The following is a 26,179-nucleotide window of genomic DNA, read 5'->3' on the forward strand; positions in this document are numbered from 1 at the left end:
CAAGCTGTGCTCAATCTTTGATACCGGCAGGTATTATACGCTTCGGCAGGTAAAATGTAATCCAGATCACACTTTCTCTGCCGAGTGCCAGGTATCAGAGTACCCGGCGAACGCCTTCAATAGCGGCAAGTTCAGTGTACAAGGTTTCGATATGTTCCTTGCTGGTCACTCTCACATTTATGGTCACCGAGATGTAGGTGCCTTTGCTGGAGGCCTTGGTGGTGGGGCTGTAATCGCCGGGGGCGTGCTTCTGGACGACTTCGACTACGCGGTCGGCCAGGGTATCGCTGGCATCGCCAACCACTTTAAATGGGAAGGAGGTTGGAAACTCCAGATACTGATCAAAGGTGGTACTTATCATGGGATTGAGATTCTCATGGCAAAATAATAACAGCTATATGGCGGCTATTATATCCCAATTCAAGGGGCGGATCTTCTCGCGAATAGCACAGAGAGTTTGACAAAGGGCGCCGGCCATTGACGGCGCCCTTGGGCGTTACAGCGGCGAGGTGGCCTGTTCGAGCCAGGCCAGTGATTCGCCACTCATCAGCGGTGACAGGGTCTGATAAACGCGGCTGTGATAGTCATTGAACCAATTGAGCTCAGCTTCAGTAAGCAGACTCTTGTCTATCAAGCGTTTATCCATGGGGATCAGAGTCAGAGCGTCGAACTCGAATATCTCCCGCTCGGCCCCTTTGAGCGCTTCACAGGGGCGTACTTCCACCAGGTTTTCCAGACGGATACCGAAGGCATCTGTACGGTAATAGCCGGGCTCGTTGGAAAGCACCATTCCGGGCAGCAAGGGGATGGCATTGAGGTTCTTGCCTATTCTTTGTGGGCCTTCATGAACGCTGAGGAAGTGGCCAACACCATGGCCCGTGCCGTGGTCGTAGTCAAAACCGTGCTGCCACAAGTATTGACGGGCGAAGGCATCCAGTTGTTGTCCCGTAGTGCCCCGTGGGAAGCGGGCCTGATCCAGGGCGATATGCCCCTTGAGCACCAAGGTCACCATCTTTTTCTGCTCGGCGCTGACTTCACCTATGGCTATGGTGCGGGTAACGTCCGTGGTGCCGTCCAGATACTGGGCGCCAGAGTCCACCAGATAGATGCTGTTCATCTCCATCATGGCCGGAGTGCCGTTGAGATGGTTATAGTGGCACATGGCCGCATTGCCGCCGGTGGCGGAAATAGTGTCAAAGCTTGGCTCGCGGTAGAGGGGATCCTCAAGGCGATAGCTCTCGAGCTTATCAGCCAGAGTGCCTTCATCATAGAGTCGGCCAGCAGCCACTTCGGCATCCAGCCAAGCCAGGAAACGGCTTACGGCAACGCCGTCTCGGATATGGCTGGCCCGCATTCCCTGCAGTTCGGCACTGTTTTTACAGGCCTTGGGCAGTGCCACAGGATCGAGTCCGGCGATCAGTTTGGCGCCGGCTGCTTTGGCCTGTAATTGGCTGAAGGCGTTGGCATTATTGGGATCGGCTAAAAGCTTTCTGCCTTCAAGCGCTTGCAACGCTTCGGCGAGCTCCGACTCGGCGCGGAAGCTGACACCGGCCCCTACGTGGGCTTCAATCCCCTGGGGTAATTTGGCAAGCTCGGTAAACAGTGTCATCTCACCATTGGCTTCCAGCAGGGCACAGCCCAGTACCACGGGCAACCTGGGCACGTCCTGACCGCGGATATTGAGTAACCAGCAGAAGGAGTCCAGCGCCGCTATCAGCGCTACATCGGCCCCGGCCTTTTTCACCAGGGCGCCGATTTCACTGCGCTTCTGTTCGCTGCTCTTGCCGGCAGACTCGGCATCGAAGAGGATAATGGGCTTGTTTTCCGGCACGGGTCTGCCTTGCCAGTGCAAATCCACCGGATTGTCGTCAAGCGCCACCAGTGCCATACCCGCCTTACTCAGCGTGGCTTCGGCATCCTGCTGCCAAGCCAGGGTATGCAACCTGGGATCGTAGCCAATGCGGCAACCGGCCGGCAGCTTTTCCGCCAACCATTGTGCCTGGGGCATATCTGTCAGGCTCTCATAACTGAACAGGGTCGAGTCCACCTGTTGCCTCACCTGCACAGTGTAGCGACCATCAGTAAAAATGGCGGCGCCGTCCTTCATCACAATCGCCATCCCCGCTGAGCCGGTAAAGTCGGTCAGCCAATGCAAACGCTCGTTGTGCGCCGGCACATACTCGCCGAGATACTCGTCGGCACGGGGCTGGATAAAGGCATCGAGTTGGTGTTTGGCCATTTCGCTGCGCACGGCATTAAGCCGTGATGCGATATGGGGGCTCTTGGGCGATTGTGATTGCAACATAGGGGCTCCGCTGATGGTCGGCTTGGGTACCCTTGGCCGACCTTGTCTTTATGAGTGATAGCGGATTATGGCAAGCCCTGAAGTCGCTTCGCAAGGGTGGGCATGTTGAAAAAACTTTAACTGCTGTAAAGGGGGCCAAGTTAATTGCTGCCAAACAGAGTCGCTATGCCGACCAAAAAGGAACTAACCAGGGTTGCCATCACTCCCTTGCTGACATCTTCACTGCGTACTCTGTCATCGCTTGGTTGTTGATCCCGCGCCAGCTTTTTATTGCGCTGCTCGACATTGTCGGCCACGTTGTCATAGAGATCCTGAGAAGGGGAGTAAGGTTGGTTGCTGCAGCCTGCCCCCATGCCCAGAAGCAAGGTCAGCAGTAGCACTCTGATACAGTTTCGCTTTCCCACAGTGTTCTTCCTTGAATGAAAATGTTAAAACTGATTGGCTTAGGTTAACTCTATGTATGTTTATTGACCTGTTCAAGGTTTTTATCTGTCTCGACTTTTATTCAAGGATGCCTTTATGCCGCTAAATGTTTGGGTGTTGATGTTGGCGCAGGCCTTTGCCATGAGTGCCACACCTATCATGGTATTGCTCGGAGGCATCATAGGGGCAGAGCTGAGCCCGGTTCCCTCGCTGTCGACACTGCCTATCGCCATGATGGTAGTCGGAGTCGCTGTAGCGATTGTGCCCATCAATATCTTGATGCAGCGTTTGGGTCGGCGACGGGTATTTATCGGTGGCGCCCTGCTGACCAGTGTGGCCGGCGCTATGGCGGCGCTTAGTGTTTGGTATGCCCAGTTCTGGGGATTTTGTGGCAGTGGTCTGCTGCTCGGATGCGGCGGCGCCATTATTCAGCAATACCGTTTTGCCGCCATGGAGTCAGTGGCGCCGACTCTGTCTGCCAAGGCAGCCAGCCGGGTGTTGCTTGGTGGTTTACTCGCCGCCTTCCTCGGGCCAGAACTTGCCTTGCTGGCCAAGGATATTTTGCCGGTAACCTACACTGGGGCCTTTTTGATGGTGACTCTGGTCGGTGTGCTGGCGCTGGCCTGCCTGCTGTTTTATCAAGATGAAGGCCCAGTGCTCAAAGCCTCCAAGGTTGAGAGTATGGATATTCGGCCATTGCCAATTATTTTGCGTCAAAGCCGACTCTGGGTTGCCTGCGGCGCCGCAGTTATAGGCTACGCCTTGATGAGTTTTATCATGACGGCGACCCCGGTACATATGCATCACATAGAGCATCACAGCCTGGAGGATACCAAGTGGGTGATCCAGAGTCATGTGATTGCCATGTATCTGCCCTCGCTGATAAGTGGCTACCTGATAGCCCGCTTGGGTCACACCCGCATCATGTTGGCCGGGCTGGCGCTTTACTGCCTGACCTTGGCTCTGGCGCTGGCGGGGCGTGATCTGCTCAACTATTGGAGTGCGCTGGTGATGTTGGGTGTGGGTTGGAACTTCCTGTTTGTTGCCGGCACTTCGCTGCTGCCTGGCTGTTATCGCCCCGAAGAGAGATTCACTGTGCAGTCTTTCAACGATTCTCTGGTATTTGGCTCTCAAGCATTGGCGTCTCTGGGGGCCGGCTGGGTCATTTATCAGCTCGGCTGGCAACTGCTGCTGGTGATCTGTATTCCCGCCATTGCGACCCAACTTATCCTGATAGCATGGTGGAAGTTAAGTAAAAGCAAAGCGTTACAAATAACAGAACCTTGATGATTAGGTGCGGTGCCGGCAGCACTGTGCTAACATCTTAGGCCGTCTACCGCCTCTGGCGGTACGGTAAAAAGGGGTTTATTGATGTCGACATTAACGATCGAAGTGGGGACTGAAACCGCGCTGTTTCAGCTGCGGCAAGGGGAAACAACAGAACAATATAAAATCCCCACCGGAGAGAGTTTCACCATAGCAGATCTCAATCGGCAATTGGCTGAACTTGAATCTGATTATGGGCTTGCAAACTACCGTCTGGCTCTGGCCTTCCCCGGCATGGTGCGAGACAACCAACTAATATCCTGTCGTGCCTTGCCGGCGCTGGTGGGGCTCAACCCGGAAAAACTCAGCAGCCGTGGTGAACTGGTGGCTATCAGCAATGATATCCACGCCGGTCTGCACGCCATTGCCAGCGTAAAACACCAGTGCGAACTCTTGGTGATGTGTGGCACAGGGATCGGCATGTCACTGGCGCTCAACGGCCGGGTGTTCAGTGGTGCCAATGGCCTGGCCGGTGAGCTTGGGGCTTGCCGGGTGATGACGGAGTCGGGGGAATTCAGCCTCGAACAGTTGGCCAGTGGCGAGTCGGTGCGGCGTCGACGCTTGCGCAACCCGGTAGAACTCTACCGCGCCGGGGCCTATCTGGGGATGGGCATTGCCTGGGCGGTCAATCTACTCAACCCGCAAAAACTCTGGCTCGCCGGTAACATGTTGGCCAATGCCGACTACTACAAGGGCTGTGTCAGCGGTGTTAAAGACTTGGCGGTTCCTGCCACTGTCAGTCAGTGTCAGATAAGTCGGGTCGACGATATGGAGACCTTGGTCTGCCGTGGTCTGCAAGTAATGCTGATGCAACAGGCCTGATACTCTGATTCAAGGGGGAGACATCCCCCTTCAAGCCGGTTCCTGGCAGGCCTGACGCATCTTCAACCAGAAGGCCCTTTGGCACAGGTTGCTGAAGGCTTTTTGTTTTGGGCTGATATCGTTTCCTTTCAGCACCCGATAACGGGTCCAGTTATCTTCACAAAGCTCGCCGATATTGGACTGGTTTGGCTCCTGTTCCAGCTCCTGCTGTTTTTCTATAATGGCGCCATCGGCAAAGTGATATTGCCATAAACCTTCATCGTCCGTGGTGTGAATTTGCACCGACTCCAACAGTTCAGCGCTGCTTGTCCGTCCTTCTATGGCCAGAATATAGTTGGCAAGATCCTGCATATTGTACTCCCGCGTTTGGCGCAAGCAGCATACCAGCGGTCGCCGGAAATTGGCAATTTCGTTTGCTGCCTTTAAAATTTGCATACAATATGCTAAAACTCTCGAGCACATTAATACCCAAGCAAATAACGACTAAAAGTAATCAAGCAGGAGAATTCTATGAGCACAGGCGTTGGCGGCTCAACCCCGGAGCAGGAGTTGGCAAAGCTGGTGGATATGACCCGGGATGTCACAGCGGTGGAAGCCGCCGAATTCAAAACCAGGCAACAAAATGCCCAGGCGCTGATGCAAGAGTTGGGGATAGATGCCCTCTATCTCAACGCCGGCACCAATCTCTATTATTTCTCCGGTCTGCGTTGGTATGCCAGTGAGCGTATGGTAGGAGCGATTTTGCCCAGTCGTGGTGAGCTGGAATACCTGGCGCCGGCATTTGAGCTCGACACCCTCAAGGGCTTTATGTTGCAGCCTGGACGGGTTAACACCTGGCATGAGCACCAGAGTCCCTATGAGCTGTGCCGCAATGTGCTTGAGCGCATGGGCTGTCTGCGCCCGGGCGCCGTTCTGGCTATAGATGAATCTGCCCCTTTCTTTTTGTTTGATGGCCTGCGTGAGGCTTGCCCCGAGCTTGCCTTTGTCAACGGCGCCAAGGTTAGTGCCCAACTGCGAATGCATAAATCGGCCGCCGAGCTGAGGCTGATTCAGCGGGCGATGGATATGACGCTCGAAGTGCACAAGGCCGCCGCCAGAATATTACGCCCGGGGATCAGTACCGCCGAGGTGGAAGATTTTATCGACAAGGCCCATAGAGCCGTGGGGGCCAGTGGCTCCTATTTCTGCATAGTGCTCTTTGGTGAGGACAGTGCCTATCCCCATGGGGTCAAGTCGCCCAAGACGCTGGAGCCGGGTGACACTGTGTTGATAGACACTGGCTGTCAGCTGCATGGTTACAACTCGGATATTACCCGCACTTATGTATTTGGTACGCCAAGCGAGCGGCAGCGGCAATTGTGGGCGCTGGAGCAGGCAGCGCAGCGCTCAGGTTTTGAAGCGGCGGCTTTAGGTGCGCCCTGCAGTGGTGTCGACAAGGCGGCCAGAGCCGTGTTGGAAGCGGCCGGTTTCGGGCCCGGATATCAACTGCCGGGACTGCCCCATAGAACTGGCCACGGCATAGGCTTGGATATTCATGAGTGGCCCTACCTGGTTGATGGCGACAATACCCCACTGGCCGTTGGTATGTGTTTTTCCAATGAGCCCATGCTTTGTGTGCCCGGTGAGTTCGGCGTTCGCCATGAAGATCACTTCTATATGACGGCAGAGGGGCCACGCTGGTTTACCCAGCCGGCCAAGTCGATTGACGATCCCTTCGCGCAGGGTTAACAGCTGTTACTGAAACAACAAACCCGGCTTTGGCCGGGTTTGTTGTTGGGGATTGTTAGTTGATCTTGAGTAATTCCACATCAAAAATCAGTACCGAACCCGGCGGGATGGAGCCGGCAGAGCGATTGCCGTAGCCCAGGCTGCTGGGTATAAAGAAGCGCATCTTGTCGCCTTCTGTCATCAACTGAACCCCTTCGGTCCAGCCCTTGATCACCTGATTGAGTGGAAAGGCGATGGGCTCGCCGCGATCGACCGAGCTGTCAAACACAGTGCCGTCAATCAGGGTGCCATGGTAGTGCACTGTCACCTTATCCTTGGGACCCGGATGAACCTGGCCTTGCCCCTTGTGCAGCAACTGATACTGCAGCCCTGAGTCTGTGGTGACCACACCCTCTTTATGCTTATTGGCCTCAAGAAATACCTCGCCCTTGGCAATATTCTCTTTTGCCAGTTTTTGGCCATTCATGGTGGTGAAAAAGTAAAAAATAACTGCGGCGATAACCACCACGGCAAGCAACATTCTCATTTGGGGATCCTCTGTCCTGAAGGTGGCGCTATCTTAGCAGTTGGACTGCGGCATTTACAGCTTCGGGTTATAGTGTACTTTTGTCGGGCTTTATCCCACAGGCAGACTTGTGTAGGCTATTGATAAAAAAGTGAAAGCTAAATCAGCTCTCCGCAGAATAATCATAATAAGACTCAAGGAAACCCCTATGCTCAATCGCGCCTCCCGGCCACTGGTCAAGCTGGTGGATAAGTATCTGCCCGATCCCTATATCTTTGTGCTCCTGCTTACTCTGTTGGTGTTTGCCGCCGCCATGCTCGGCCAGCAAAAGACACCGGTAGAAGTGCTGGGTTATTGGGGCAGTGGTTTTTGGAACCTGCTCAGTTTCTCGATGCAGATGTTGTTGGTGCTGGTCGCCGGTTTTATGCTGGCCAGCTCTCCGCCGGTGAAGAAGCTGCTGGACGCCATAGCGTCTCTGGCCCGTAGTGCGCCGCAGGCTATCATACTGGTGACCTTGGTCTCCTTGGCGGCCAGTTGGCTCAACTGGGGGTTCGGTTTGGTGGTCGGTGCCCTGTTTGCCAAGGCGTTGGCGCGCCGGGTCAAGGTGGATTACCGTTTGCTGGTGGCCAGTGCCTATTCGGGCTTTGTGGTCTGGCACGGCGGCTTGGCGGGCTCAGTGCCTTTGACAGTGGCCACACCAGGACATTTTGCCGAGGCGCAGATAGGTATTATCCCTACCTCGGAGACCATTTTTGCCGACTTTAATCTGCTGCTACTTGCCTTGCTGTTTATCATAATGCCGCTGGTCAATCGCTTTATGCTGCCGGATGACAAAGAGTCTGTGATAGTCGATCCTGCGCTGCTCGAGGATGCTGCGCCGACTCAGAGTGAGAACAAACGCCCGGCCGACTATCTGGAGAATAGCCGGATACTCGGGATCCTGGTGGGCCTGTGTGGTCTCGGGTATCTGGGGTATTGGTTCTTTGTTCAGGGGGGCAGTCTCAACCTCAACATAGTCAACTTCCTGTTTCTGTTCCTGGCGATAACCCTGCACCAGACGCCGCGCAGTCTGCTGGTTAGTCTCAATGAGGCGATAAAGGGCGGCGCCGGGATAGTGATCCAGTTTCCCTTCTACGCCGGCATCATGGCGGTGATGGTACAATCCGGGTTGGCTCAGGGTATCTCTTCGGGTTTTGTTGCCATTGCCAGCGCCGAGTCACTGCCATTCTGGAGCTTTATCAGCGCCGGGGTGGTGAATATCTTCGTGCCGTCCGGTGGCGGCCAGTGGGCGGTACAGGCACCTATCATGTTGCCGGCCGCCGAGGCACTTGGCGCCGATGTCGCCAGAGTTGCCATGGCGGTGGCCTGGGGGGATGCCTGGACCAACCTGATCCAGCCTTTTTGGGCGCTGCCTGTGTTGGCCATAGCCGGGCTCAAGGCCCGGGATATCATGGGTTTTTGTCTGATGCAGTTGCTGATCACCGGCGTGGTGATAAGTGTTGCCCTCAGTTGGTTTTAGGCCAGCTATGCTTGCTGATCCCCTTGATATACAGGCTCTTGTGATAGGCCCAACCGAAAGCGAGGATCAGCAGCAACCCCGAAACCACAGGCGTTAGCAAAAACTGCCAGTCGGCCCCGGCCAGCATCACCAGCAAGGGGTTGGCGCCGGCCGGTGGATGTGTGGTGTTGGTCAGCATCATCAGGCCGACCCCGAGGCCGGTTCCCAGCCCCAGTGTCAGCGGCGACACTCCCAAGGAGTGCAATAACAAGAGTCCCAGAGCGCAGGTGAGAAGATGGCCGAAGAAGATGTTTTTCGGCTGCGCCAGCGGGCTTTGGGGCAGGGCGTAGAGCAACACCATAGTGGCACCGAATGGTGCCATCAGCAGCAGACTCCAGCTCAGATTCTGCGTCAGCATCTCCTGTAATCCCGCCAGTAATCCAATACAGCTTCCGGCGCCCAGTGTGGCCCAGGCGGCAGCCTGCCAACGGTTTGTCGCCGCTTGGGCTGTGGTTTTTGCTGGTGTTGCAGTCAGGGGAGGCGTGTTGTCCATATCTGTTTTCCTTTGGTTGTCAGCATTTTTGCTTGGTAGAACAATCGGTCTACTTTTTATGGTAGACAGACCGTTCTACTTTTGTCAAACTCATATTGAATCGTTAAGGAGTGTGAGATGGACAAGGTTTCCCAACTGCTTGCCGGCGCCTTTGAACTCTTTTATCGAGAGAGTGTGCATGGGGTGGGCATCAATCAAATTCTGGCCGAGGCCGGCATAGCCAAGAAGACCCTTTATCATCATTTCGAGGGGAAGGAGGCCCTGGTGCTGGCCGTGGTGCGTTATCGCGATCAGCTGTTTTTTGACTGGTTGAATCAAAGGCTGGAGGCGGCGCAAACGCCGACGGAGCTGGTCCATGAGCTGTTTAACGCCCTGGATGATTGGTTCAACAGCCGGGTTGAGTCCCTGAGCCAGTTTCGCGGCTGTTTCTTTATCACTACCGCCGCCGAGTATCCCTCACCCGAGCATCCGGTAAATCGTCTCTGCCGTGAGCATAAGGCCAGGGTTCAAAATGAGCTTGAGCAGAAATTGTCGTCTTGGCTTGGCAGCGAGCACGCTCGTGAGTTGGCCGGGCAGCTGTGTTTGATTAAAGAGGGGGCGATAGTCTCGGCCCAGCTCGTCAGCCGGCAGTATGCTGCCGAGCGCGGCTGCAAGCTGGCACTTGGCTTACTTGATTGAGCCTGCTTGATAGGCGAGCTTGCCCTTGAGTTTAGAGCCAATCGTTAAAAGGCTATTTCGGGCAGCAGTGCCAGCCATCCCAGCTTAAGGGCGGCGCCAAGCGCCAACAGGTTGAGGCCGACACAGCACCAGAACAGGAGTCTAAAACTTGTTTTACTGGTTTTGTGGCGAAACTGATGGCGTGCCAGTAAAGCGCCGGGCCAACCACCGAGCAAACCGGTCAGTTGCAGGGTCGACTCCTTGGTGCGCCAGCGGCCAGTTTCGGCGGCCTTTTTATCACTGGCATAGAGCCAATAACAGAGAAGGCTCAGCAGCAGATACCAGACGGGCACCAAGAGCGGCAGCTTACCCAGTGCCACTAAAGCCAGTAGCAGCAGGGCAAACAGGACTGTGAGCTTACCGACGAAAGACTTGTGACTGCTGCGCTTATTCTGCTGACGCTGTTTTTGTTTGAGTCTGCCCCTGTCCTCGGGAAAGAAGGCCTGTTTTGCCTGACGCCGGCCCTGGTCATCCAGTGTGATGTCAAAGGTCAGCACGTCGCCCACTTGTGGCCTGCGACCGCTCAGGCTCAGTGACTTAATGTGCAGAAACACCCGTTCACTGCCGTCGTTGGGGCTGATAAACCCAAAGCCTTTATCGTCCTGCCAATGGCTGACTTTTCCTTTGTGCTTCATGTGTTTGACTCGTGAGTATTCATGGCGTTATTGATTGGCTTATTGCCAAAGGCCAGACGGCGCCAGAGCCATTCCAGCGGCCCTTGGTTGAAGAACTTAAGGTAGCAGCTGGCCAGTATTATCTGCACCAAGGCATAACCCAGGGCTATGGCCAGGTAGTCTATGCGTTCAAGTGTCAGCAGTAACTCGGGCGCTTGATGGCGAAACAGCCAGATCCCAAAACAGGACTGCAAAATATACAGGCTCAAGGGGATCCGGCCAACCGCCTGCAGGCGTCTTGGCAACCATGGCAGGCGCCGGCCGAACTTAACCAACAGATGAGCATAGATGATAGCCATGGGAATGGCGCTCAGCATGACCAGAATATCGGAAAGCATCACCAATTTGGGGCGGGATTGCAGGCTGAGAATCGTGTCCGCCAGCGACAGCAGCAAGCTCAGCGCCAGCAATTTCCCTAATTTGCCCTGGGGTAAACCTTGGTCAAACAGCCCGCGACGATACAGGCTAATCCCCAGCAGCATCACACCGCTGACAAACCACAGCAGAGTAAATGGCAGGGAAATCAGCATCAACAAGGTCATAAACAGGTGCATCAGCAACTGCTCGCCATAGCTGCCGGTCCAGGCGCTGTATTGTTCATTGAAAAAGGCGTTGCCGCGGATCCAGGTTTCATCACCCGGCAGAAAGATCATCAAACCATAGGCCAGGGTGCCGATGGCGATAAAGAGCAGCGCCCGCCTTTGCTGGGCCTCAATCTCCAGGTTACGATAATGCCAGGCGAGGAAGCCACAAATGCTATAGGTGAGCAGTATATCCCCCGGCCAGATAAACAGGCTGTGCAGCGCCCCAAAGAGCATCAGCCAGAGTAAGCGTGAGCGGATTAAGGGGAAGGGCTCCAATCCTCTGGCGAGGAAATTCTGTTGTTGAATATAGAGGCCGACACCGAAGAGCATGGAAAACAGGCTGAGGAAGCGCCCTTCCAGCAGAAAATTACTCAGGGTTTCGGTAATGGCATCGGTTAAATGAAACTCGGGAAAGGGCGCATAACCATATAAGGTGACGCCCATAAAACTGACATTGAGAAAGAATATCCCCAATACTGCCAGCCCTCTGACGGCATCGATATTGGGGTTGTGACTGATTTTGACCGGCTGTCCCTGCATCTTTTTCCTGCTTACTCTTGAGTACCGTCTAAGGCTTCGATTAGCTGAGCCAAGTTAGCAATCAAACCCGAATGAGGGAAGTGCTGGCTTGTTTCAAATTATGATCCCTTCTCGGTCGCGTTTTTGGCTGGCTTGGCCGAGATCCAGAGCCTGATACTGCCCTTGACCACCAGGATATCATTGCAGTCATAGGCGAGCACCTCGACATCGAGATCCCCAGGCTGCCAGGCATTGGCATCAACCTTGGCCACACAGCGGATATCGCTGCCGGCCTTGGCGGTGTAATCCAGCGTCATGCCCTTGGGGATCCAGCGTAGATGAGGTGGTATTGAAGCCTCGGCCATGACTCCCATCGCCATTTCCAGGCCGTTGCAGATGGCAATGACATGTACTGTACCTATGTGATTCTCCACTGCGCGGCGTTTACGCAGCAGGCATTCACAGTAGTTGGGCTCCAACTGACGGATTATCGGTTTGATACTGCCAAAGTAGGGCGCCATCCGGCTGACCAGCAAGGAGAATATCTTATTGCCAAAGGGCAGGCGCCTGCATTTGTGATACAAGTTCAGGGTCGAATTGGCGGTTTTACTCATAGTGATTCCTTGTGGGTATTCCTTGTTGATGTTCTTTGTTGGTATAGGGTAATGTTTTTGTTATTACTCTGGTCGGATGAGTGTGTATGCTGACGAGCGCTTTGGCAAGAGCCAAGAGGAAAGAGGCAAGAGCATTGGTTAAGACGAGCGAGGGGCACACCAATCTGATCTGGGGCTGAACAGATAGAATAAAATGGCGTGGCAGCAACTGGGGGCTGTGCTTAAAATGACGGTTTCTTCTGGAAGGTGCGAATGGGTGGACCCTTTGCAAGTGCAAGAATCACTTCCTTGGACAATCCAACTTCAATCAGGATTGGTATAATCCGCGAGAATTATCAAAACAGTAGTAAGGAAACCTAGTGAAATTTCTGTTGACCTACCTCAAGGGGCTGGCCATGGGGGCCGCCGATGTGGTGCCCGGCGTTTCCGGGGGAACCATAGCCTTTATTACCGGCATCTATGACACCCTGCTGGAAAGTATTCGCCGTATCAATCCCAGTCTTTGGGGCATTATACGCCGCGACGGGATCAAGGCGGCGTTTGCACATATCAATGGCGCCTTTTTGTTGAGTCTGTTGGCGGGGATCCTCAGCAGTATTCTGAGTCTGGCCAAGCTTATCTCTTACCTGCTGGCACATCATCCTATTCCTGTATGGTCATTCTTTTTCGGGCTGATCCTTATCTCCGTGGTGCATATGCTGCGCCAGGTCAAGGGCGGTTTTTCACTGCCACGGCTACTGATTTTTGCACTGGGAGTGGCCTTTGCATGGGGCATTACCGTGCTGAGCCCGGTTGAGTTGGAAGCCAGCTACTTTAATATTTTTGTTGGCGGTGCCATTGCCATTTGCGCCATGATACTGCCAGGGATATCCGGCAGCTTTATCCTCTTGCTATTGGGACTGTATCCGGCCGTGCTGGCGGCGGCCAAGAATATCCAGTTGGATATTCTTGGCTGTTTTGCTGTCGGTGCCGTGATAGGTATCCTGAGTTTCAGCCATCTGCTGTCGGCGCTGCTGCGGCGCTTTCACGATGCCACCCTTATCTTCCTTACCGGGCTTATGCTGGGGACGCTGGGCAAGATCTGGCCTTGGAAACAGACGCTGAGCTGGCGCACCAATTCCCATGGTGAGCAGGTACCCCTGGTGCAGCAAAACCTGTCTCCCTTTGGCTTTGAGCAACTGACACAGCAGCCGCATCAGTTGGGGTTGGCGCTCTTGTGTGCCGCCGCCGGAATTGGCCTGGTACTCCTGGTTGAGCGCCTGGGGGCCAGCAAGCAGTAATTTCAGGCCTTAGTGCCCTGCAGTGAAAGGTATCAATGATAAAAAACGGGAGCTCAAGGCTCCCGTTTTTTATCTCCCTTCGAATCTCTCTTAAATGCCTTTGCGTTACAGGTTTCATTCAAGATGGGTCTTGCTTCGCCAGCGGATAGCCCAGGCTTGCTGGGCTTGACTCCATTTAAGGTCTTGTATGGCTTGCCAGGCAAGTCGGTTCCTCTTTGCTAAAAAAATATTGTACAAAAACTTGATCCTTGTACAGGTATGTGCCTTAATTTACTACAAGGTTATACAAGGATTCTCAATATGTACAAGTTTGAGCCGCAGCGAATTCAACTGGGTATCAGTGCCTGCCTGTTGGGGCAGCAGGTGCGTTTTGACGGTGGTCATAAGAATTCTGTCTATTGCCAGCAGGAGCTTAGGCAGCATTTTGATTTTGTGCCAGTCTGTCCTGAGATGGCGATAGGTATGGGCGCGCCACGCAAGAGCATACGTCAGGTGCGCCGCGGTGATGAGATCCGGATCCAGAGCCGTGATGCCAGCCTGGATGTAACCGAGAGCCTGCAAAGTTTCAGTGAGGAAAAAGTCGCTGAATTGGGATTTTTAAGTGGCTATTTGCTTTGTGCCAAATCACCTACCTGCGGCATGGAACGGGTCACTGTCTACAAGGAAGGCAGTGATCAGGGGAATCGCAGCGGCATAGGTGTGTTCGCCAAGGCCCTGATGCAACGTTGGCCACAACTGCCGGTTGAAGAAGAGGGGCGCTTGAACGATTTGGTGATCAGGGAAAACTTTTTCACCCGGGTGTATGCCTTCCATGACTGGCAATGTCTGCTGCACTCCGGCTTGAGCCTGCATAAATTGACCCAATTTCATGCCAGATACAAATACCTCTTGCTGGCTCACAGTCCGGCTCAATATCGCCAACTTGGCCCCTTGCTGGCTGACGGCGGCGAAGACTTGCAGGAAACTGCCCGGCGTTACTTTGAAGGCTTTATGGAGGCGCTGAAAAACAAGGCCAGTCGCCGCAATCACACCAGTGCGCTGCAGCATATTCAGGGCTATTTCAAACAACACCTGACCAAGGCGCAGAAGTCTGAGCTTAGCCAGGCGATAGATGAATATCGTCAGGGGCTGCAACCTCTGTTGGTGCCGCTGACATTGATTAAACATTACTTGAGGGAGCATCCGCAGCCGTATATTGCGGCCCAGGTTTATCTCAACCCTCATCCACAGGAGTTAAAACTGCGTTATGCCTACTGATAACATTGCCAACCTTTCCATCGGCGAAGTCGCCAGACTGACGGGGGTGAATCCTGTCACCTTGCGCGCCTGGCAGCGACGGTTTGGACTGGTTATCCCGCAGCGCACCCCTAAGGGCCATAGACTCTACAGTCAGGAGCAGGTTCAGCAGATCCGTGAAATCCTCTCCTGGCTTGAGCAGGGCGTGGCCATCAGCAAGGTCAAGCCACTGCTCAGTGGCCAGACAGAAAAACAGCTGCAGCAAGAAAATGAAGACGACGACTGGCTGAAGTTCAGCAGCAGTCTCACCGAGGCGGCACTTTCTCTCAGCAGTGCCCGCTTTGGCCGCTTGCTGGATGAATTCAGTGCCCTCTATCCCATCGCCTTGTGTTGTCGGCGACTGCGCCATTGGTTGCAAGTATTGGAAACCCAGCTCGATGAACGCCTCGACGGCGCATTTGTCCGCAGTTGGCTCGAAAGCCGTTTGGCTCACTATGTCGGCGCTCGCAGCGAGCAGTTGCTGCGTCAGAAACCCCGTTGGCAACTTCTTTATCTGCCGCTTGGCAAGCAGCCGACATGGAGTGAGCTCTTGCTGCAACTGGAGCTTATTACCCGGGGGGTCAGCCTGTTGCCGCTCAATATAGAGGAGCCTTTGGAAGGTCAGGGGCTGCAACTCTTGGCACACAGGCTGCCGCTGCAGGGACTCTTGTTGCTGCCACCTTCCCAGTTGCCGGGCAGCAGTGTCAAAGCCCTGTTCCAGTTGGCGCGCGCTTTGGATTATCCACTGATCTTGAGCGGGGATTATGTGGCGGCTCATGCCAATGCCTTTGAGCACTATGCCAAGGAACTGGCTGTGACTGAAAAAGGCGCCAAGAAGGACCGGGAGCTCGTCAAGAGTCCTGTGCTTTGCAGCAGCAATGCCGCCATATTGGCATTGCTGGGGCAGGCCGAGTCCGCCTCAAAACAACTGGAGGACAAGTAACATGTCCCAGTCTTTGCCCAATCATGTGCCTTCCTGTGAAAAGGCCTGTGTTGCCATCTGGTTTCGCAGCGATCTGCGCACTTCAGATAACCAGGCTCTGTGGCTGGCGTGCGAAGCGGCAAGGGCCCAAGATCTGCCGCTGCGGGGTTTTTATATTGCGACTCCAGCACAGTGGCAGCAGCACTCTGTTGGTCCCATGCAACTCGATTTCATCGAACGCAGCGTCAATCAACTGCAACGGGCGTTGGCATCTTTGGGGATAGCTTTTGATTTACTGCACTGTGACGATTTCTCTTTGGTGAATGCCACTGTCGAGGCGTATTGCCAACGCCAGGGCGTTAAGCAGATTTTTGCCGGGCGCGAGGTGGAGATTAACGAGCAGCGCCGGGATCAGGCGCTGGAGCAGCTTACCAGGACTATAGGGGTAGGCCTGCAGTTTACCGATGAGCACTGTTTGCTGCCGCCAGGGAGCGTTTGTACCCAAGGCGGCGAAATGTATCGGGTATTTACCCCCTTCTTTCGCCGCTGGCGTGAGCTGCTGGGAAGAGAGGCGATAACGCCGCTGCCGGTACCTGCGCCTCTGGCCCCGGCTTTACCCGAACCCGCAGAGCTGAGTTTTAAGGTCAGCAATCAAGGCAGTAAACAAGACAGCCATCACTGGCCAGTGGGTGAAGGGGCGGCCAGGCAGCGGCTCGATAGTTTTATTGCCAATCAGCTTGCCGATTACGGCCAGGAGCGGGATTTCCCGGCGCTCGATGGCACCAGTTGCCTGTCGCCCTATCTGGCGTTTGGTATTCTCAGCCCGCGGCAATGTGTGGCGGCGTTGCTCAATCGCTTCCCCGAGGCTATGGCAGAGGACAATAGTCCGGGTCGCAGCTGGCTGGCTGAGCTGGCCTGGCGCGAGTTTTACCGCCATCTGCTGCACGCCTGGCCCCAGCTGTGTATGGGCCGCAACTTCAACGTGCTCGGCGATGACATAGTCTGGCGGAACGACCCGCAAGAGTTTGCCGCCTGGTGCGAGGGCCGCACCGGTTATCCGCTGGTGGATGCCGCCATGCGTCAGCTAAACCAGACCGGCTGGATGCACAATCGGCTGCGAATGGTGGCCGCCAGCTTCCTCACCAAACACCTATTGGTGGACTGGCGTTGGGGCGAGCAGTATTTTCGCCGCGCTCTGATAGATGGCGACCTGGCGGCCAATAACGGCGGCTGGCAGTGGTCTGCCGGCACCGGCTGTGATGCCCAGCCCTATTTCAGGATCTTCAACCCCATGAGCCAGAGCGAAAAGTTCGACCCCGACGCCAGTTTTATCCGCCGTTATCTGCCTGAACTGGCGCACTGGCCGCTTAAGCAGATACACCATCCGGGCACGGCTGCATCGTCCCGCTTCACCGAGCCGAGTCTGTTTGCCACTGCGGCTTATCCGCCACCTATAGTCGAGCACAGCGCTGCGCGGCAAAGGGCGTTGACCGCCCTGGCCGTGCTGAAAAAGTCTGCCTGAACTCAGTTCATTAGCCGAGGGATTATCATGACCAGCCACTCAGTTGCCGCGGACATAGCACCCGCTTCACAGCCGGCATCGCCGCAGTCTCAGGAGATTATTCAGGCATTTATTGCCTTGTATCAATCCCTGGGCCCTGAGCAATTGCCCACATTGCGCCAAAGGCTGCAGGCCGTCTATGCGCCTGAGATCTGTTTTTGCGATCCCATGCATCGACTGGAGGGGCTTGAGCAACTGGAACAGTATTTTGCCGGTTTGTATCGCAACCTGACCGAAATCGCCTTTGAGATCACTGACGTCTTGCCCGCCGGGGACCAGGCCGCCATCAGTTGGCAGATGAAGTATTGCCACCCCAAATTGAACCGGGGGCAGAGTATCAGTGTCGATGGTATCAGCCTCATCAAGTTTGGCGACAAAGTCCATTATCACAGGGATTATCTGGATCTGGGGCAGATGCTCTATGAACAGCTGCCACTGCTGGGCTCTGTGGTGCGCATGGTCAAGGGCAGGGCAAGCCGATGAAGACAGTATTGATCACTGGTGCCAGCTCAGGCATAGGTGCCGAGCTCGCCAGACAATATGCCGCCGCCGGTTGGCGGGTCTTGGCCTGTGGCCGCAATGAACAAGCTCTGGCCGCCCTCGAAGGCTGCGAGCCTTTGAGGTTCGATGTCACCGACAGAGACTCGGTGCTGAGGCTTGGCAGCAAGCTCAAATTGGAGTTGGGCCAAGCCAACTGTGTGGATCTGCTGCTGCTCAACGCCGGTACCTGTGAGTACATAGACGAGGCCATGGCCTTTGACAGCGCCCTGTTTGAGCGGGTTATCCGCACCAATCTGTTGGCTGTGGGTTATTGCCTGGAAGCCTTTATGCCTTTGCTTGCCCGTGGCAGCCAACTGGCGCTGATGAGCTCAAGCGTTGTGATGCTGCCTTTCCCGCGGGCGGAGGCCTATGGCGCCTCCAAGGCCGGGATCAGTTACCTGGCTCAGAGCTTGCGGCTCGATCTGGCCCACAAGGGAATAGACGTCAGCGAAATTCGCCCTGGCTTTGTTAAAACGCCGCTCACCGACAAAAATGACTTCGCCATGCCGATGCGGATCTCCGCCGATAAAGCCGCCAACACCATCATCCAAGCCCTGGCCGCCAGACGGCGCCTGATAGCCTTTCCCGGGCGCTTTATCTGGCTGCTGACTCTGCTGAGCTGGCTGCCCCGCAGTTGGTTGGCCGCCGCCCTTGGTAAACCCTCTGCAAAAAACGGGAGCCCAGTATGACAGTTTCAACCGGCAACAAGCCGCGCATCGCCATAGTCGGTTCGGGGATCTCCTCGCTCACTTGTGGTTATCTGTTGTCACAGCAGTATGAGGTGACGCTGTTTGAAGCCGCCGATTATCTGGGCGGGCATACGGCCACAGTGGATGTTGAGCTTGGTGGCAAACCCTACGCCATAGACACAGGGTTTATTGTGTTCAACGATCGCACTTATCCCAGGTTTCAGGCCTTGATGGCCCGGGTCGGTATCAAGGCGCTGGCGACCGAGATGAGCTTCTCGGTGCAAAACCTTGTCAGCGGTCTTGAATACAACGGCCATAGCCTGGCGACCCTGTTTGCGCAAAAGCGCAATCTGCTGAGTCCGACTTTCTGGGGGTTCCTGAGGGAGATTTTGGCCTTCAACAGCCGCTGCAAAGCCTTGTATCAAAGCGGTCGTTACCCGTCGGTGACACTGGGGGAATTTCTCGAACAGCAGGGGTTCTCCGACTTCTTCTGTCAACACTATATCCTGCCGATGGGCGCCGCTATCTGGTCGTCCAGTATTCAGGATATGCGCGCCTTCTCGCTGCCTTTCTTTATCCGTTTCTTTGAACATCATGGACTGTTGGCCGTCAGCAATCGGCCGCAGTGGTATGTGCTCGAAGGCGGCTCCCGCAGTTACATTCCGGCGCTCAGCGCGCCCTTTGCCGAGCGGGTGCATCTCAACTCGCCTGTAGCACAAATCCGCCGCCAAGCGGGGAGCGTGCAGCTCAGAGTCAAGGATAGCTGGCATGAGTTCGATCAGGTGATCCTCGGCTGCCACAGCGATCAGGCACTGGCCATGCTAGGTGACGCCAGTGAGCTGGAGCGGGAGATACTCTCCAGGCTTAAATACCAGGATAACCAGGTGACCTTGCATACAGACACCTCGTTGCTGCCGAAGCACCGCGCCGCCTGGGCCAGTTGGAATTATCGTCTCGATGGCGATGCCAGCCGTCCCGCCTGCGTGACCTACAACATGAATATTTTGCAGCGCCTGCCAAAGTCTGCGCCGAATTTTTTGGTGACCCTGAATCAGGATGAGGCGATAGCCAAGGACAAGGTGCTCAAACGCTTTGTCTATGCTCACCCGGTATTCAATGAACAGAGCCAGGCGGCGCAGCAACGCCGCAGCGAGATCTGCGGCCAAAACCGTATCCATTTTGTCGGCGCCTACTGGTACAACGGCTTTCATGAAGACGGGGTACGCAGCGCCCTGGATGTTTGTGAAAGGTTCGGGGTAAGCCTATGAAACCTGAAACGGGTCTCTACCTCGGCAGCGTCAGCCACTTTAGGCTAACGCCGGTAAGGCACTGTTTTCGCTATCCCTTTGCCCTGATGTTGCTGGACTTGGATGACTTGCCAAGGCTTTCGTCCCTGAGCGGCTTGTTTGGTGAATCCCCTTGGTCTGCGCTGCGTTTTCGGCAGCAGGATTATCTCAAGGCGGCTTCAGAATCGAATACTGCCACCTCGCTGAAACAGCGGGTACTGGATAAGGTGATTGCGCTCGGCGGTGAGGCCGGCTGCGACAGCGTGCTGTTCGCCGGGCAACTGCGCCACTTTGGACTCTATTTCAGCCCGGTCAACTTTTTCTACTGCTTTCAAGGTGATGAGTATAAATACCTGTTGGCTGAGGTGAGCAATACCCCTTGGAATGAGCGTCACTGTTATCTGGTGTCGGCCGAGGCGCCGGCACTTGGCGACAAGTGCTTCCATGTATCGCCTTTTATGTCGCTGGATTATCGCTATCGCTGGCATATTCCGGCGCCGGCAGAGCGGCTCGATTTGCGGATCAGCAATCTGCCCGGCAAGGGGGACGTGGCAGGGCCGGCCCACGAGTCGCAAAAGGCCAGCTTCGATGCAGTATTAAGCCTCAAACGCCGCCCCTTCAATGGCCGTGAGCTCAGGCGTTATCTGTGGGGCTTTCCCTTGATGAGCCTGAAAATTCTTTGGCTCATCTATTGGCAAGCGCTGCGTTTGTGGCTTAAGCGGGTGCCCTTTGTGCCATACGAGCGCAAGCCTCAGGGCGGCACTGATTGATGCTAAAGGTTTGGAAATTTCCCCGAGTGTGACAGCAAACATTGGAGAATGAGATGGAAAACACAGTAGCCAAAAACAGACAGCAGTTGGCCGCCAGCGGCAAGAGTCTATGGGCCAGAGTCATGCAACAGGCCTTGAATGCCTTGGAGGGCGGTTGTCTTAAGCTGCAGTTGGGGAGTGAGCAGTGGACCTTCGGCCCGCTCGATGCAGACCTGGTCGCCATAATTCGTATTCACGATGAACGCTTTTTTCGCCAGGTGATTCTGGGCGGCTCTATCGGCGCCGGTGAAGCCTATATTCAGGGGCACTGGTCCAGTCCGGATGTTACCGCCGTGGTACGCCTGTTTGCCCGTAATCTGCCGCTGCTGGATAAGATAGAGAAACGGTTCTCCTGGTTTTCCAACACAGTTAGCCGGGTGAAACACCTGCTGCGCCGAAACTCAAAGGCAGGTTCAAAGCGCAATATTCTGGCGCACTATGATCTGGGCAACCCCTTGTATCAGGCATTTCTCGACCCTGAGCTGCTCTATTCAAGCGCCGTCTATCCCCATGAAGAGGCGCAGTTGGATGAGGCGCAGCAGTATAAGCTGCAACTGATTTGCGAGCGGCTGGATCTGCAGCCCGGCATGACTCTGCTGGAAATAGGTACCGGTTGGGGCGCCCTGGCTATCTATGCCGCCAAACACTATGGCGTCAAGGTAACCACTACCACTATTTCCGATGCCCAGTACCAATATGCCAGTGAAAGGGTTGCCGCCGAAGGACTGAGTGAGCGCATTACCCTGTTGCGGCAGGATTATCGCCAGCTCAGCGGCCAGTATGACCGTTTGGTTTCGATAGAGATGATAGAGGCAGTGGGCCACGATTATCTGCCGGGCTTTTTTGCCGGCCTGGATGCCCTGCTCAAGCCGAGCGGCAAGCTGTTACTGCAGGCGATCACCATTAAAGATCAACGCTATGACAGCTATCGCAAAGGGGTGGATTTTATTCAGCGCTATATTTTCCCCGGCGGCTGCCTGCCATCTGTCACCGAGATGACGCGCCACTTGCAGCGGCAAACCTCCATGACCCTCTGGTCGTTGGATGATATAGGTCTCGACTATGCACGCACCCTGAATGACTGGCATGCCAACTTCGATGACGCCAGAGAGCGGGTGCGCGAACTCGGCTATGGTGAGGACTTTGTGCGTATGTGGAAGTTTTATCTGAGTTACTGCGAGGGTGGTTTTCTTGAGCGCACCATAAGCACAGTGCAACTGACTGCGGTCAAGGACGGCTATCGTCCGCTTAGCTCAAGACAAATCGCAGGTTAGGCCATGAGACTCTTATCGCCTTGGTTTTTTCTGCTGCTCAATGCAGCCATTTTCCAGTTGGGCTGGTGGTCTTTGATCCTGTTTGCCAATCAGGCGCTGGTGTTTGCTCTCTTGCTGCTTTGTGTCCAGTTGCTGCTTGTCAATCCGGGCTACCGCTCAGCCCTCATGGCAGATAATGCCGGGGATGAGCACAGCCAACTGGCAGAGCAAAGCGTAAAGCGTACCGGATACAGCATGAAAACATTCAACGCCGTGCTGATACCGGCTGTTATCGGCATAGCCTTGGACGCCATGCTGCACCTTGGCGGAGTATTTGAGTTTGACAGTCCCTCGCGGCTTTTACCCTTGTGGCTCTGTTGCCTTTGGGGGCATTTTGCCGCGACGTTGGGGGTGAGTCTGGCCTGGCTCAGGGACTTGCCTAAATGGCAGCAGGCGCTCTTTGGCGCAGTGGGTGGCGCCGGCAGTTACCTGGCGGCATTCAGGTTGGAGGCCGTGGCTTGGCCCCTGGGACAATCGGCTACCTTTAGCTTGTTGATACTCATCTGGTCGCTGCTGCTGCCACTGTTAAGTTATTGCAATCTCAGGCTTGAATGGGGCGCAAATCGCCCAACCAAAGGATTTCTCTGACGGAGACCGGCAATGAAACGATTCATCAAGGGTGTAAACAAGGGAGCAAAGCAAGTCGGTAAGCTGCATAACCCAAGCTTTGCCGGGCTGCTGATGATACTGCTTGGCCTACCCACTCAGGGATGGGCAGACAATTTACAGATTCAAGCGCAGCAGGCTCAAGCGCAGAGCCAAGCGCAGACATCTGAGCCCAAAGCTGCCCAGGTCGAGCCATCAAAGGTGGAGCTTGCCAGCTTTCGGGAAGTGGGCCGCGGTGAAATGGACTGGTGGTTTATAACCCTTTATCGGGCCAGGTTGCTGACGCCGGATGGTAGTTACCAGCCCAATAGCTTCCCGCAGCAGCTGGAAATTCAGTATTACCGGGATATCCCCGCCTCGCGACTCCTGGAGGCCACCAAACACCAGTGGCTGCACTTGGGATATGACAGAGAGCAGATATCTGCCTGGTTGGCGCTGCTTGAAGGGCTCTGGCCGGATGTGGAGCAGGGAGACAGATTGAGCTTTGTGGCAAACGGGCCGCAGCAGGGATACTTTCTGTTCAACGACAAGCCGTTAGCCGCGATTGCCATAGATGAGAGCGCTTCGAGCGAGCATAAGCGTTTTGCCGGCGCCTTTTTGGCGATTTGGTTGTCAGAGCGCAGCAGTCAGCCGCAGCTGAGAGCTCAGTTGATAGGAGAGCAGGCATGCAAATGTTAATGAGCAGGTTTATCGGTTTCACCAAGGTTTGGTTGTTACTTCTGATACTCGGACTGAGCGGTTGTGGCAGTGTCGATATTCATGACTATAGCGCCAGCGAACCTAAGTTGGATCTGCAGCAGTTCTTTAATGGGGAACTGCAGGCTTCAGGCATGGTGGAAGATTACAGTGGCCAGGTGGTGCGCCGTTTCAATGTACGGATGACGGGCAGTTGGCAGGGGAATCAGGGTGTGTTGCAGGAGTGGTTTGAGTATGACGATGGTGAGCTTGCCGAGCGAACCTGGCAGATTACCAAGCTTGCCGATGGCCGCTACCAGGGCAGAGCCGAGGATATTCTGGGGGTGGCAGAAGGGCAAGCTGAGGGCTTTGCCCTGCGCTGGCGCTACGACATGCTGCTGAAGCTCGATAGCGGCGAGTATCAGGTGCATTTCGACGACTGGATGTATCAAACGGCGCCGGACACCATAATCAACCGTAGCGAGATCCGCAAATGGGGCCTAACGGTGGGGGAGGTGACTCTGGTGATCCGTAGGTTGGAAGACAAGTAGCAGAGCGGCGATTAATCGTACGCCATGACTAACGCTGAGTCTCAGCCTGGGTTAAGCTTAGATCTGTTTAAATGGTAACAGTCTATCAACACAGGTTTAAATAACGATGAACAAAAAATCCGCTGTACTGCCATGGGTTTCAATGGGCTTATTGGCACTGGTATCCCTTGGCGGTTGCTCGAGTGGTATCGATTTCAGTTTTAAAGCGCCCGAGGAAGAGCGGGTGAACCCCAATCTACCCGCCGAAGATCCCATGGCACAGGATAACCAGAGGATCATAGATGATGCGCGCCGGGAAGGTAAAATCGACCCTCAAGTGTTTCCCGCTAAACGCTGATCAGCCTAGTTGTTTGCTGTTGTCGCTCTGCTTGCGGTCATAGTATTCGAAGGGAAATAGGTTGCGCAGGCGCTGAATATTGGCATCTCCGGCATTGGCGCTGATGTGCAGCCGCACCTCACCACTGCGTTCGGCGCGTACTGTACAGGTGAGTTTCTCTTTCTTGACCAAGGCGCGGCATTCGCGTTCAAACCTCTCCGGGATCTTACCCTTGTGGGAGGTCATACGACCGTCCTTGAAATGCATTTCAAATATTGTCACCCCTTTTTTGTTAGTGAAAACCAGTTTGTAGATAAGCACTAACGCCAGGGCGATAAAGAATATTTTTAACATAGTGGCCATAGTGAGACTCCTTGTTTCACCAAGAGTGAATACTGTTATCCGGGTGTTATCTTATATCCTCAGTTATACCTGCAAGCGGTAGCGTTTGACAGTGCATCCAAGGCGGATTTTTGTGATAAGGCTAAAAGGACTGGCAAATTGGCTATCCTTGGTTATTATTTGTTCAGGAATATCTGTTTTACCACAAGCCAAGATCAAGGATGAAGCCATGTACCTTTCCAATGCCGAACGCTGGGCGCAAATCTGTGACAAACAAGTGGAACTGATGGGAAAGCTCAGTGAGCAGTTTCCCGAGCGGCGAGAACAACTGCAACACCTCACCCATAGCTGGCAAGACGTCAAACAACAGGTGCGTCAGGGCGATACCCCTCACATACCGCCACTGCGTTGAGAACTGAATCAATTTATACAAAAGAGCCGCTCAGGGAGCGGCTCTTTTACTTTTGGTTGGTGGGAGGAAGATGGGGCTTGCCCGTGCAGGTCTGTCCTATGGCTTGCCTGGGCAGCGCAATTTTGCTGCTTAGAAAGCGTAACTGACACTCGCCAGCACAGTGCCGTCATTCTGGAAGGTGCCACTGCTGATCTCGGCATCCGAATCTATATCTGTGTCCAACCAGGCCACAGACAGACCAAAACCGGCAATCTCAGTAGAGACACCTATGGAGTAATCCAGATATTTGCCCATATCGTCATCGGGCGCATCGCCGAAGTTGTAACCCAAGTGCAGATCCAGGCTCCAGTTTTCGGCAAACTCATAACTATAGTTCAGCTCGGCATAGTGATAGTCCAGATCTGACCCCGCATAGTCATTGGTGTACCAGTAGGCAGCCCTAAAATCGCTGAACTCCAGGCCGAAAGAGATTTCGTTGTAGTCCTGAGAGACATTGTCGCCCGGGTACATATAGCGCAGCAGAGTAATGTCATAGGCCAGGTTGTCGTTGATTTCACCGGCGTAACCCAGGTAGACATCCAGTTCGAAATCGGCACCCACCTGATCCTCTTTGGGAGTACCATCTTCATCGAATTCCACATTACTGGCCCAGGCCCCGACGAAGAAACCCGAGTCGTGACTCCAGTCCAGCCCGCCCTGAACGGCAAAATCACCGGCGGTTTGTGACACGGCCCTAAAGCGGTAGTCATTGGTCACGGCTATCTCGCCGCTGACTTCGGCCATGGCAGAGGTTGAGGTTATGGCGCCGCCAAGCAGCAGTGCCCATAGCAGAGGGTTGGATCTTCTTATCACTTGGTTCACAAGCATTTCTCCCTTCTTTGGTTTGCCGGCCCCGTCCGGGAAGATTCCGGCGCGGCCTGGTTTATGCCAAACAACAGCAGCTATGCTGAGACCTCATGGCGGTTTTGTTTTTATCTGTTGGATTCAAACACCACATAGAACTTGCGGCAGGGAACCGTTACCTGCCAGCTGCCGCGAAACCCGGCCGGGATAACAAACCTGTCGCCCGGGCCAACTTCGAGACGATTTCCCTGCTCATCGCTGATGACACTGTTACCCTCGAGGATTTCGCAATACTCGTGCTCAGTGTAGTCAACTTTCCAAGCACCTGTTTCGCTTTGCCAAATTCCGGTATGAAACTGCTCACAGGGGCTGGAGTAATGGTTCTCCAGCCGTTGGCGCGGCGCGCCCAGCAGACGCTTTTCCTCGGCGACAGGATATTCACTGACCTCGGGAGTATTACGCGCCAGTACTCTGATATTGCTGATGTGCAT

31 protein-coding genes are annotated in these 26,179 nt (G+C 54.7%); 19 read left to right on the forward strand and 12 right to left on the reverse strand.

The genetic code is table 11. The annotated features are described in order from the left end of the window. Positions 1 to 94: 94 nt before the first annotated feature. From ybeD to HCX89_RS20295, 3 genes are all read right to left on the reverse strand, one after another. Complete coding sequence (gene ybeD / locus HCX89_RS20285; protein ID WP_028781166.1) at positions 95 to 361, reverse strand: DUF493 family protein YbeD; 267 nt, start codon at positions 359 to 361, stop codon at positions 95 to 97. Positions 362 to 496: 135 nt separating this feature from the next. Next, the gene (locus HCX89_RS20290; protein WP_107005592.1) at positions 497 to 2,305 is read right to left on the reverse strand and encodes an aminopeptidase P family protein; all 1,809 of its coding nucleotides are present in this window, start codon (positions 2,303 to 2,305) and stop codon (positions 497 to 499) included. A gap of 140 nt (positions 2,306 to 2,445) precedes the next feature. Next, a complete protein-coding gene (locus HCX89_RS20295) occupies positions 2,446 to 2,709 on the reverse strand; it encodes a hypothetical protein (protein ID WP_107005593.1) in 264 nt (87 codons plus the stop codon). A gap of 115 nt (positions 2,710 to 2,824) precedes the next feature. On the opposite strand from HCX89_RS20295, the gene HCX89_RS20300 reads away from it, so the two are divergent. Together HCX89_RS20300 and HCX89_RS20305 are read left to right on the forward strand one after the other, a co-directional pair. Continuing rightward, positions 2,825 to 4,015 (forward strand): MFS transporter, encoded by a 1,191-nt coding sequence (locus tag HCX89_RS20300; RefSeq protein ID WP_062793354.1) that lies wholly within the window; start codon positions 2,825 to 2,827, stop codon positions 4,013 to 4,015. Between the two features lie 84 nt (positions 4,016 to 4,099). Next, positions 4,100 to 4,876: an ROK family protein gene (locus HCX89_RS20305; protein WP_025009865.1), complete on the forward strand. Its 777-nt coding sequence runs from the start codon at positions 4,100 to 4,102 to the stop codon at positions 4,874 to 4,876. 30 nt (positions 4,877 to 4,906) lie between these two features. Here HCX89_RS20305 and HCX89_RS20310 read toward each other — a convergent pair whose 3' ends face one another. Next, on the reverse strand, positions 4,907 to 5,227 hold the full coding sequence (locus tag HCX89_RS20310; protein ID WP_096141597.1) for a hypothetical protein: 321 nt from the start codon (positions 5,225 to 5,227) through the stop codon (positions 4,907 to 4,909). 159 nt (positions 5,228 to 5,386) lie between these two features. On the opposite strand from HCX89_RS20310, the gene HCX89_RS20315 reads away from it, so the two are divergent. After that, positions 5,387 to 6,604 (forward strand): Xaa-Pro peptidase family protein, encoded by a 1,218-nt coding sequence (locus HCX89_RS20315; RefSeq protein WP_167717200.1) that lies wholly within the window; start codon positions 5,387 to 5,389, stop codon positions 6,602 to 6,604. 55 nt (positions 6,605 to 6,659) lie between these two features. Here the strand turns inward: HCX89_RS20315 and HCX89_RS20320 are convergent, their stop codons facing one another. After that, positions 6,660 to 7,130, reverse strand: coding sequence for an FKBP-type peptidyl-prolyl cis-trans isomerase (locus HCX89_RS20320; RefSeq protein WP_044733888.1), 471 nt, complete (start codon positions 7,128 to 7,130; stop codon positions 6,660 to 6,662). Positions 7,131 to 7,317: 187 nt separating this feature from the next. Here HCX89_RS20320 and HCX89_RS20325 point away from each other — a divergent pair, with 187 nt between their 5' ends. Next, the gene (locus HCX89_RS20325) at positions 7,318 to 8,628 is read left to right on the forward strand and encodes a short-chain fatty acid transporter (RefSeq protein ID WP_167717202.1); all 1,311 of its coding nucleotides are present in this window, start codon (positions 7,318 to 7,320) and stop codon (positions 8,626 to 8,628) included. Here HCX89_RS20325 and HCX89_RS20330 read toward each other — a convergent pair. Beyond that, positions 8,615 to 9,160, reverse strand: coding sequence for an HPP family protein (locus tag HCX89_RS20330; protein ID WP_167717204.1), 546 nt, complete (start codon positions 9,158 to 9,160; stop codon positions 8,615 to 8,617). The two genes, HCX89_RS20325 and HCX89_RS20330, sit on opposite strands and share 14 nt — an antisense overlap. A 117-nt stretch (positions 9,161 to 9,277) precedes the next feature. On the opposite strand from HCX89_RS20330, the gene HCX89_RS20335 reads away from it, so the two are divergent. Continuing rightward, the gene (locus tag HCX89_RS20335) at positions 9,278 to 9,838 is read left to right on the forward strand and encodes a TetR/AcrR family transcriptional regulator (RefSeq protein ID WP_107005595.1); all 561 of its coding nucleotides are present in this window, start codon (positions 9,278 to 9,280) and stop codon (positions 9,836 to 9,838) included. A gap of 44 nt (positions 9,839 to 9,882) precedes the next feature. Here HCX89_RS20335 and HCX89_RS20340 read toward each other — a convergent pair whose 3' ends face one another. The 3 genes from HCX89_RS20340 to HCX89_RS20350 form a co-directional block, all read right to left on the reverse strand. After that, the gene (locus HCX89_RS20340; RefSeq protein ID WP_167717206.1) at positions 9,883 to 10,512 is read right to left on the reverse strand and encodes a cold shock and DUF1294 domain-containing protein; all 630 of its coding nucleotides are present in this window, start codon (positions 10,510 to 10,512) and stop codon (positions 9,883 to 9,885) included. Next, complete coding sequence (locus HCX89_RS20345; protein ID WP_254428408.1) at positions 10,509 to 11,675, reverse strand: DUF418 domain-containing protein; 1,167 nt, start codon at positions 11,673 to 11,675, stop codon at positions 10,509 to 10,511. Before HCX89_RS20345 ends, HCX89_RS20340 begins: the two co-directional genes overlap by 4 nt. A gap of 98 nt (positions 11,676 to 11,773) precedes the next feature. Continuing rightward, a complete protein-coding gene (locus HCX89_RS20350) occupies positions 11,774 to 12,268 on the reverse strand; it encodes a hotdog fold domain-containing protein (protein ID WP_025889883.1) in 495 nt (164 codons plus the stop codon). A gap of 359 nt (positions 12,269 to 12,627) precedes the next feature. On the opposite strand from HCX89_RS20350, the gene HCX89_RS20355 reads away from it, so the two are divergent. From HCX89_RS20355 to HCX89_RS20415, 13 genes are all read left to right on the forward strand, one after another. Continuing rightward, positions 12,628 to 13,548, forward strand: a complete 921-nt coding sequence (locus tag HCX89_RS20355; protein WP_025889882.1) for a DUF368 domain-containing protein — start codon at positions 12,628 to 12,630, stop codon at positions 13,546 to 13,548. 300 nt (positions 13,549 to 13,848) lie between these two features. Then, on the forward strand, positions 13,849 to 14,805 hold the full coding sequence (locus HCX89_RS20360; protein WP_144220272.1) for a DUF523 and DUF1722 domain-containing protein: 957 nt from the start codon (positions 13,849 to 13,851) through the stop codon (positions 14,803 to 14,805). Continuing rightward, positions 14,795 to 15,766: a MerR family transcriptional regulator gene (locus HCX89_RS20365; RefSeq protein WP_144220271.1), complete on the forward strand. Its 972-nt coding sequence runs from the start codon at positions 14,795 to 14,797 to the stop codon at positions 15,764 to 15,766. Before HCX89_RS20360 ends, HCX89_RS20365 begins: the two co-directional genes overlap by 11 nt. 1 nt (position 15,767) lies before the next feature. Then, positions 15,768 to 17,267 (forward strand): deoxyribodipyrimidine photo-lyase, encoded by a 1,500-nt coding sequence (phrB, locus tag HCX89_RS20370; RefSeq protein ID WP_167717207.1) that lies wholly within the window; start codon positions 15,768 to 15,770, stop codon positions 17,265 to 17,267. 27 nt (positions 17,268 to 17,294) lie between these two features. Then, positions 17,295 to 17,789: a nuclear transport factor 2 family protein gene (locus tag HCX89_RS20375; protein ID WP_052657954.1), complete on the forward strand. Its 495-nt coding sequence runs from the start codon at positions 17,295 to 17,297 to the stop codon at positions 17,787 to 17,789. Next, entirely contained in the window at positions 17,786 to 18,535 is a 750-nt protein-coding gene (locus HCX89_RS20380; protein WP_167717209.1) for an SDR family NAD(P)-dependent oxidoreductase, read from the forward strand. The genes HCX89_RS20375 and HCX89_RS20380 overlap by 4 nt, the downstream gene beginning before the upstream one ends. After that, positions 18,532 to 19,803, forward strand: coding sequence for an NAD(P)/FAD-dependent oxidoreductase (locus HCX89_RS20385; protein WP_167717211.1), 1,272 nt, complete (start codon positions 18,532 to 18,534; stop codon positions 19,801 to 19,803). The genes HCX89_RS20380 and HCX89_RS20385 overlap by 4 nt, the downstream gene beginning before the upstream one ends. Continuing rightward, positions 19,800 to 20,591, forward strand: a complete 792-nt coding sequence (locus HCX89_RS20390; RefSeq protein WP_101060106.1) for a DUF1365 domain-containing protein — start codon at positions 19,800 to 19,802, stop codon at positions 20,589 to 20,591. Before HCX89_RS20385 ends, HCX89_RS20390 begins: the two co-directional genes overlap by 4 nt. Before the next feature lie 53 nt (positions 20,592 to 20,644). Next, the gene (locus HCX89_RS20395; RefSeq protein WP_096141586.1) at positions 20,645 to 21,904 is read left to right on the forward strand and encodes a cyclopropane-fatty-acyl-phospholipid synthase family protein; all 1,260 of its coding nucleotides are present in this window, start codon (positions 20,645 to 20,647) and stop codon (positions 21,902 to 21,904) included. 3 nt (positions 21,905 to 21,907) lie between these two features. Continuing rightward, a complete protein-coding gene (locus HCX89_RS20400; protein ID WP_107111510.1) occupies positions 21,908 to 22,531 on the forward strand; it encodes a DUF2878 domain-containing protein in 624 nt (207 codons plus the stop codon). Positions 22,532 to 22,543: 12 nt separating this feature from the next. Then, a complete protein-coding gene (locus tag HCX89_RS20405; protein WP_167717212.1) occupies positions 22,544 to 23,227 on the forward strand; it encodes a hypothetical protein in 684 nt (227 codons plus the stop codon). Next, the gene (locus HCX89_RS20410; RefSeq protein WP_096141583.1) at positions 23,215 to 23,775 is read left to right on the forward strand and encodes a DUF3833 domain-containing protein; all 561 of its coding nucleotides are present in this window, start codon (positions 23,215 to 23,217) and stop codon (positions 23,773 to 23,775) included. Before HCX89_RS20405 ends, HCX89_RS20410 begins: the two co-directional genes overlap by 13 nt. Positions 23,776 to 23,881: 106 nt before the next feature. After that, positions 23,882 to 24,112 carry a hypothetical protein gene (locus HCX89_RS20415; RefSeq protein WP_045283660.1) on the forward strand — a complete coding sequence of 77 codons (231 nt, stop codon included), beginning with the start codon at positions 23,882 to 23,884 and terminating at the stop codon, positions 24,110 to 24,112. Here the strand turns inward: HCX89_RS20415 and HCX89_RS20420 are convergent, their stop codons facing one another. Next, positions 24,113 to 24,454, reverse strand: coding sequence for a DUF3634 family protein (locus HCX89_RS20420; RefSeq protein ID WP_025009884.1), 342 nt, complete (start codon positions 24,452 to 24,454; stop codon positions 24,113 to 24,115). Between the two features lie 208 nt (positions 24,455 to 24,662). Here HCX89_RS20420 and HCX89_RS20425 point away from each other — a divergent pair, with 208 nt between their 5' ends. After that, positions 24,663 to 24,845, forward strand: a complete 183-nt coding sequence (locus tag HCX89_RS20425; RefSeq protein WP_025890124.1) for a hypothetical protein — start codon at positions 24,663 to 24,665, stop codon at positions 24,843 to 24,845. Positions 24,846 to 24,974: 129 nt separating this feature from the next. On the opposite strand, the gene HCX89_RS20430 is transcribed toward HCX89_RS20425, so the two are convergent. Continuing rightward, positions 24,975 to 25,676, reverse strand: coding sequence for a TorF family putative porin (locus HCX89_RS20430; RefSeq protein WP_037436715.1), 702 nt, complete (start codon positions 25,674 to 25,676; stop codon positions 24,975 to 24,977). A 140-nt stretch (positions 25,677 to 25,816) separates the two neighbouring features. Further along, positions 25,817 to 26,179: a cupin domain-containing protein gene (locus HCX89_RS20435; protein ID WP_167717214.1), complete on the reverse strand. Its 363-nt coding sequence runs from the start codon at positions 26,177 to 26,179 to the stop codon at positions 25,817 to 25,819.

It is taken from the genome of Shewanella sp. Iso12 (genome assembly GCF_012030025.1).
Taxonomy (GTDB): Bacteria; Pseudomonadota; Gammaproteobacteria; order Enterobacterales; family Shewanellaceae; genus Shewanella; species Shewanella algae.

Bases quoted from the DNA above. Each gene is read 5' to 3' on its own strand.
- ybeD (WP_028781166.1), bottom strand. From the start codon at position 361: ATGATAAGTACCACCTTTGATCAGTATCTGGAGTTTCCAACCTCCTTC.
- HCX89_RS20290 (WP_107005592.1), bottom strand. From the start codon at position 2,305: ATGTTGCAATCACAATCGCCCAAGAGCCCCCATATCGCATCACGGCTT.
- HCX89_RS20300 (WP_062793354.1), top strand. From the start codon at position 2,825: ATGCCGCTAAATGTTTGGGTGTTGATGTTGGCGCAGGCCTTTGCCATG.
- HCX89_RS20305 (WP_025009865.1), top strand. From the start codon at position 4,100: ATGTCGACATTAACGATCGAAGTGGGGACTGAAACCGCGCTGTTTCAG.
- HCX89_RS20310 (WP_096141597.1), bottom strand. From the start codon at position 5,227: ATGCAGGATCTTGCCAACTATATTCTGGCCATAGAAGGACGGACAAGC.
- HCX89_RS20315 (WP_167717200.1), top strand. From the start codon at position 5,387: ATGAGCACAGGCGTTGGCGGCTCAACCCCGGAGCAGGAGTTGGCAAAG.
- HCX89_RS20320 (WP_044733888.1), bottom strand. From the start codon at position 7,130: ATGAGAATGTTGCTTGCCGTGGTGGTTATCGCCGCAGTTATTTTTTAC.
- HCX89_RS20325 (WP_167717202.1), top strand. From the start codon at position 7,318: ATGCTCAATCGCGCCTCCCGGCCACTGGTCAAGCTGGTGGATAAGTAT.
- HCX89_RS20330 (WP_167717204.1), bottom strand. From the start codon at position 9,160: ATGGACAACACGCCTCCCCTGACTGCAACACCAGCAAAAACCACAGCC.
- HCX89_RS20335 (WP_107005595.1), top strand. From the start codon at position 9,278: ATGGACAAGGTTTCCCAACTGCTTGCCGGCGCCTTTGAACTCTTTTAT.
- HCX89_RS20340 (WP_167717206.1), bottom strand. From the start codon at position 10,512: ATGAAGCACAAAGGAAAAGTCAGCCATTGGCAGGACGATAAAGGCTTT.
- HCX89_RS20345 (WP_254428408.1), bottom strand. From the start codon at position 11,675: ATGCAGGGACAGCCGGTCAAAATCAGTCACAACCCCAATATCGATGCC.
- HCX89_RS20350 (WP_025889883.1), bottom strand. From the start codon at position 12,268: ATGAGTAAAACCGCCAATTCGACCCTGAACTTGTATCACAAATGCAGG.
- HCX89_RS20360 (WP_144220272.1), top strand. From the start codon at position 13,849: ATGTACAAGTTTGAGCCGCAGCGAATTCAACTGGGTATCAGTGCCTGC.
- HCX89_RS20365 (WP_144220271.1), top strand. From the start codon at position 14,795: ATGCCTACTGATAACATTGCCAACCTTTCCATCGGCGAAGTCGCCAGA.
- phrB (WP_167717207.1), top strand. From the start codon at position 15,768: ATGTCCCAGTCTTTGCCCAATCATGTGCCTTCCTGTGAAAAGGCCTGT.
- HCX89_RS20375 (WP_052657954.1), top strand. From the start codon at position 17,295: ATGACCAGCCACTCAGTTGCCGCGGACATAGCACCCGCTTCACAGCCG.
- HCX89_RS20380 (WP_167717209.1), top strand. From the start codon at position 17,786: ATGAAGACAGTATTGATCACTGGTGCCAGCTCAGGCATAGGTGCCGAG.
- HCX89_RS20385 (WP_167717211.1), top strand. From the start codon at position 18,532: ATGACAGTTTCAACCGGCAACAAGCCGCGCATCGCCATAGTCGGTTCG.
- HCX89_RS20390 (WP_101060106.1), top strand. From the start codon at position 19,800: ATGAAACCTGAAACGGGTCTCTACCTCGGCAGCGTCAGCCACTTTAGG.
- HCX89_RS20395 (WP_096141586.1), top strand. From the start codon at position 20,645: ATGGAAAACACAGTAGCCAAAAACAGACAGCAGTTGGCCGCCAGCGGC.
- HCX89_RS20400 (WP_107111510.1), top strand. From the start codon at position 21,908: ATGAGACTCTTATCGCCTTGGTTTTTTCTGCTGCTCAATGCAGCCATT.
- HCX89_RS20405 (WP_167717212.1), top strand. From the start codon at position 22,544: ATGAAACGATTCATCAAGGGTGTAAACAAGGGAGCAAAGCAAGTCGGT.
- HCX89_RS20410 (WP_096141583.1), top strand. From the start codon at position 23,215: ATGCAAATGTTAATGAGCAGGTTTATCGGTTTCACCAAGGTTTGGTTG.
- HCX89_RS20415 (WP_045283660.1), top strand. From the start codon at position 23,882: ATGAACAAAAAATCCGCTGTACTGCCATGGGTTTCAATGGGCTTATTG.
- HCX89_RS20420 (WP_025009884.1), bottom strand. From the start codon at position 24,454: ATGGCCACTATGTTAAAAATATTCTTTATCGCCCTGGCGTTAGTGCTT.
- HCX89_RS20425 (WP_025890124.1), top strand. From the start codon at position 24,663: ATGTACCTTTCCAATGCCGAACGCTGGGCGCAAATCTGTGACAAACAA.
- HCX89_RS20435 (WP_167717214.1), bottom strand. From the start codon at position 26,179: ATGCACATCAGCAATATCAGAGTACTGGCGCGTAATACTCCCGAGGTC.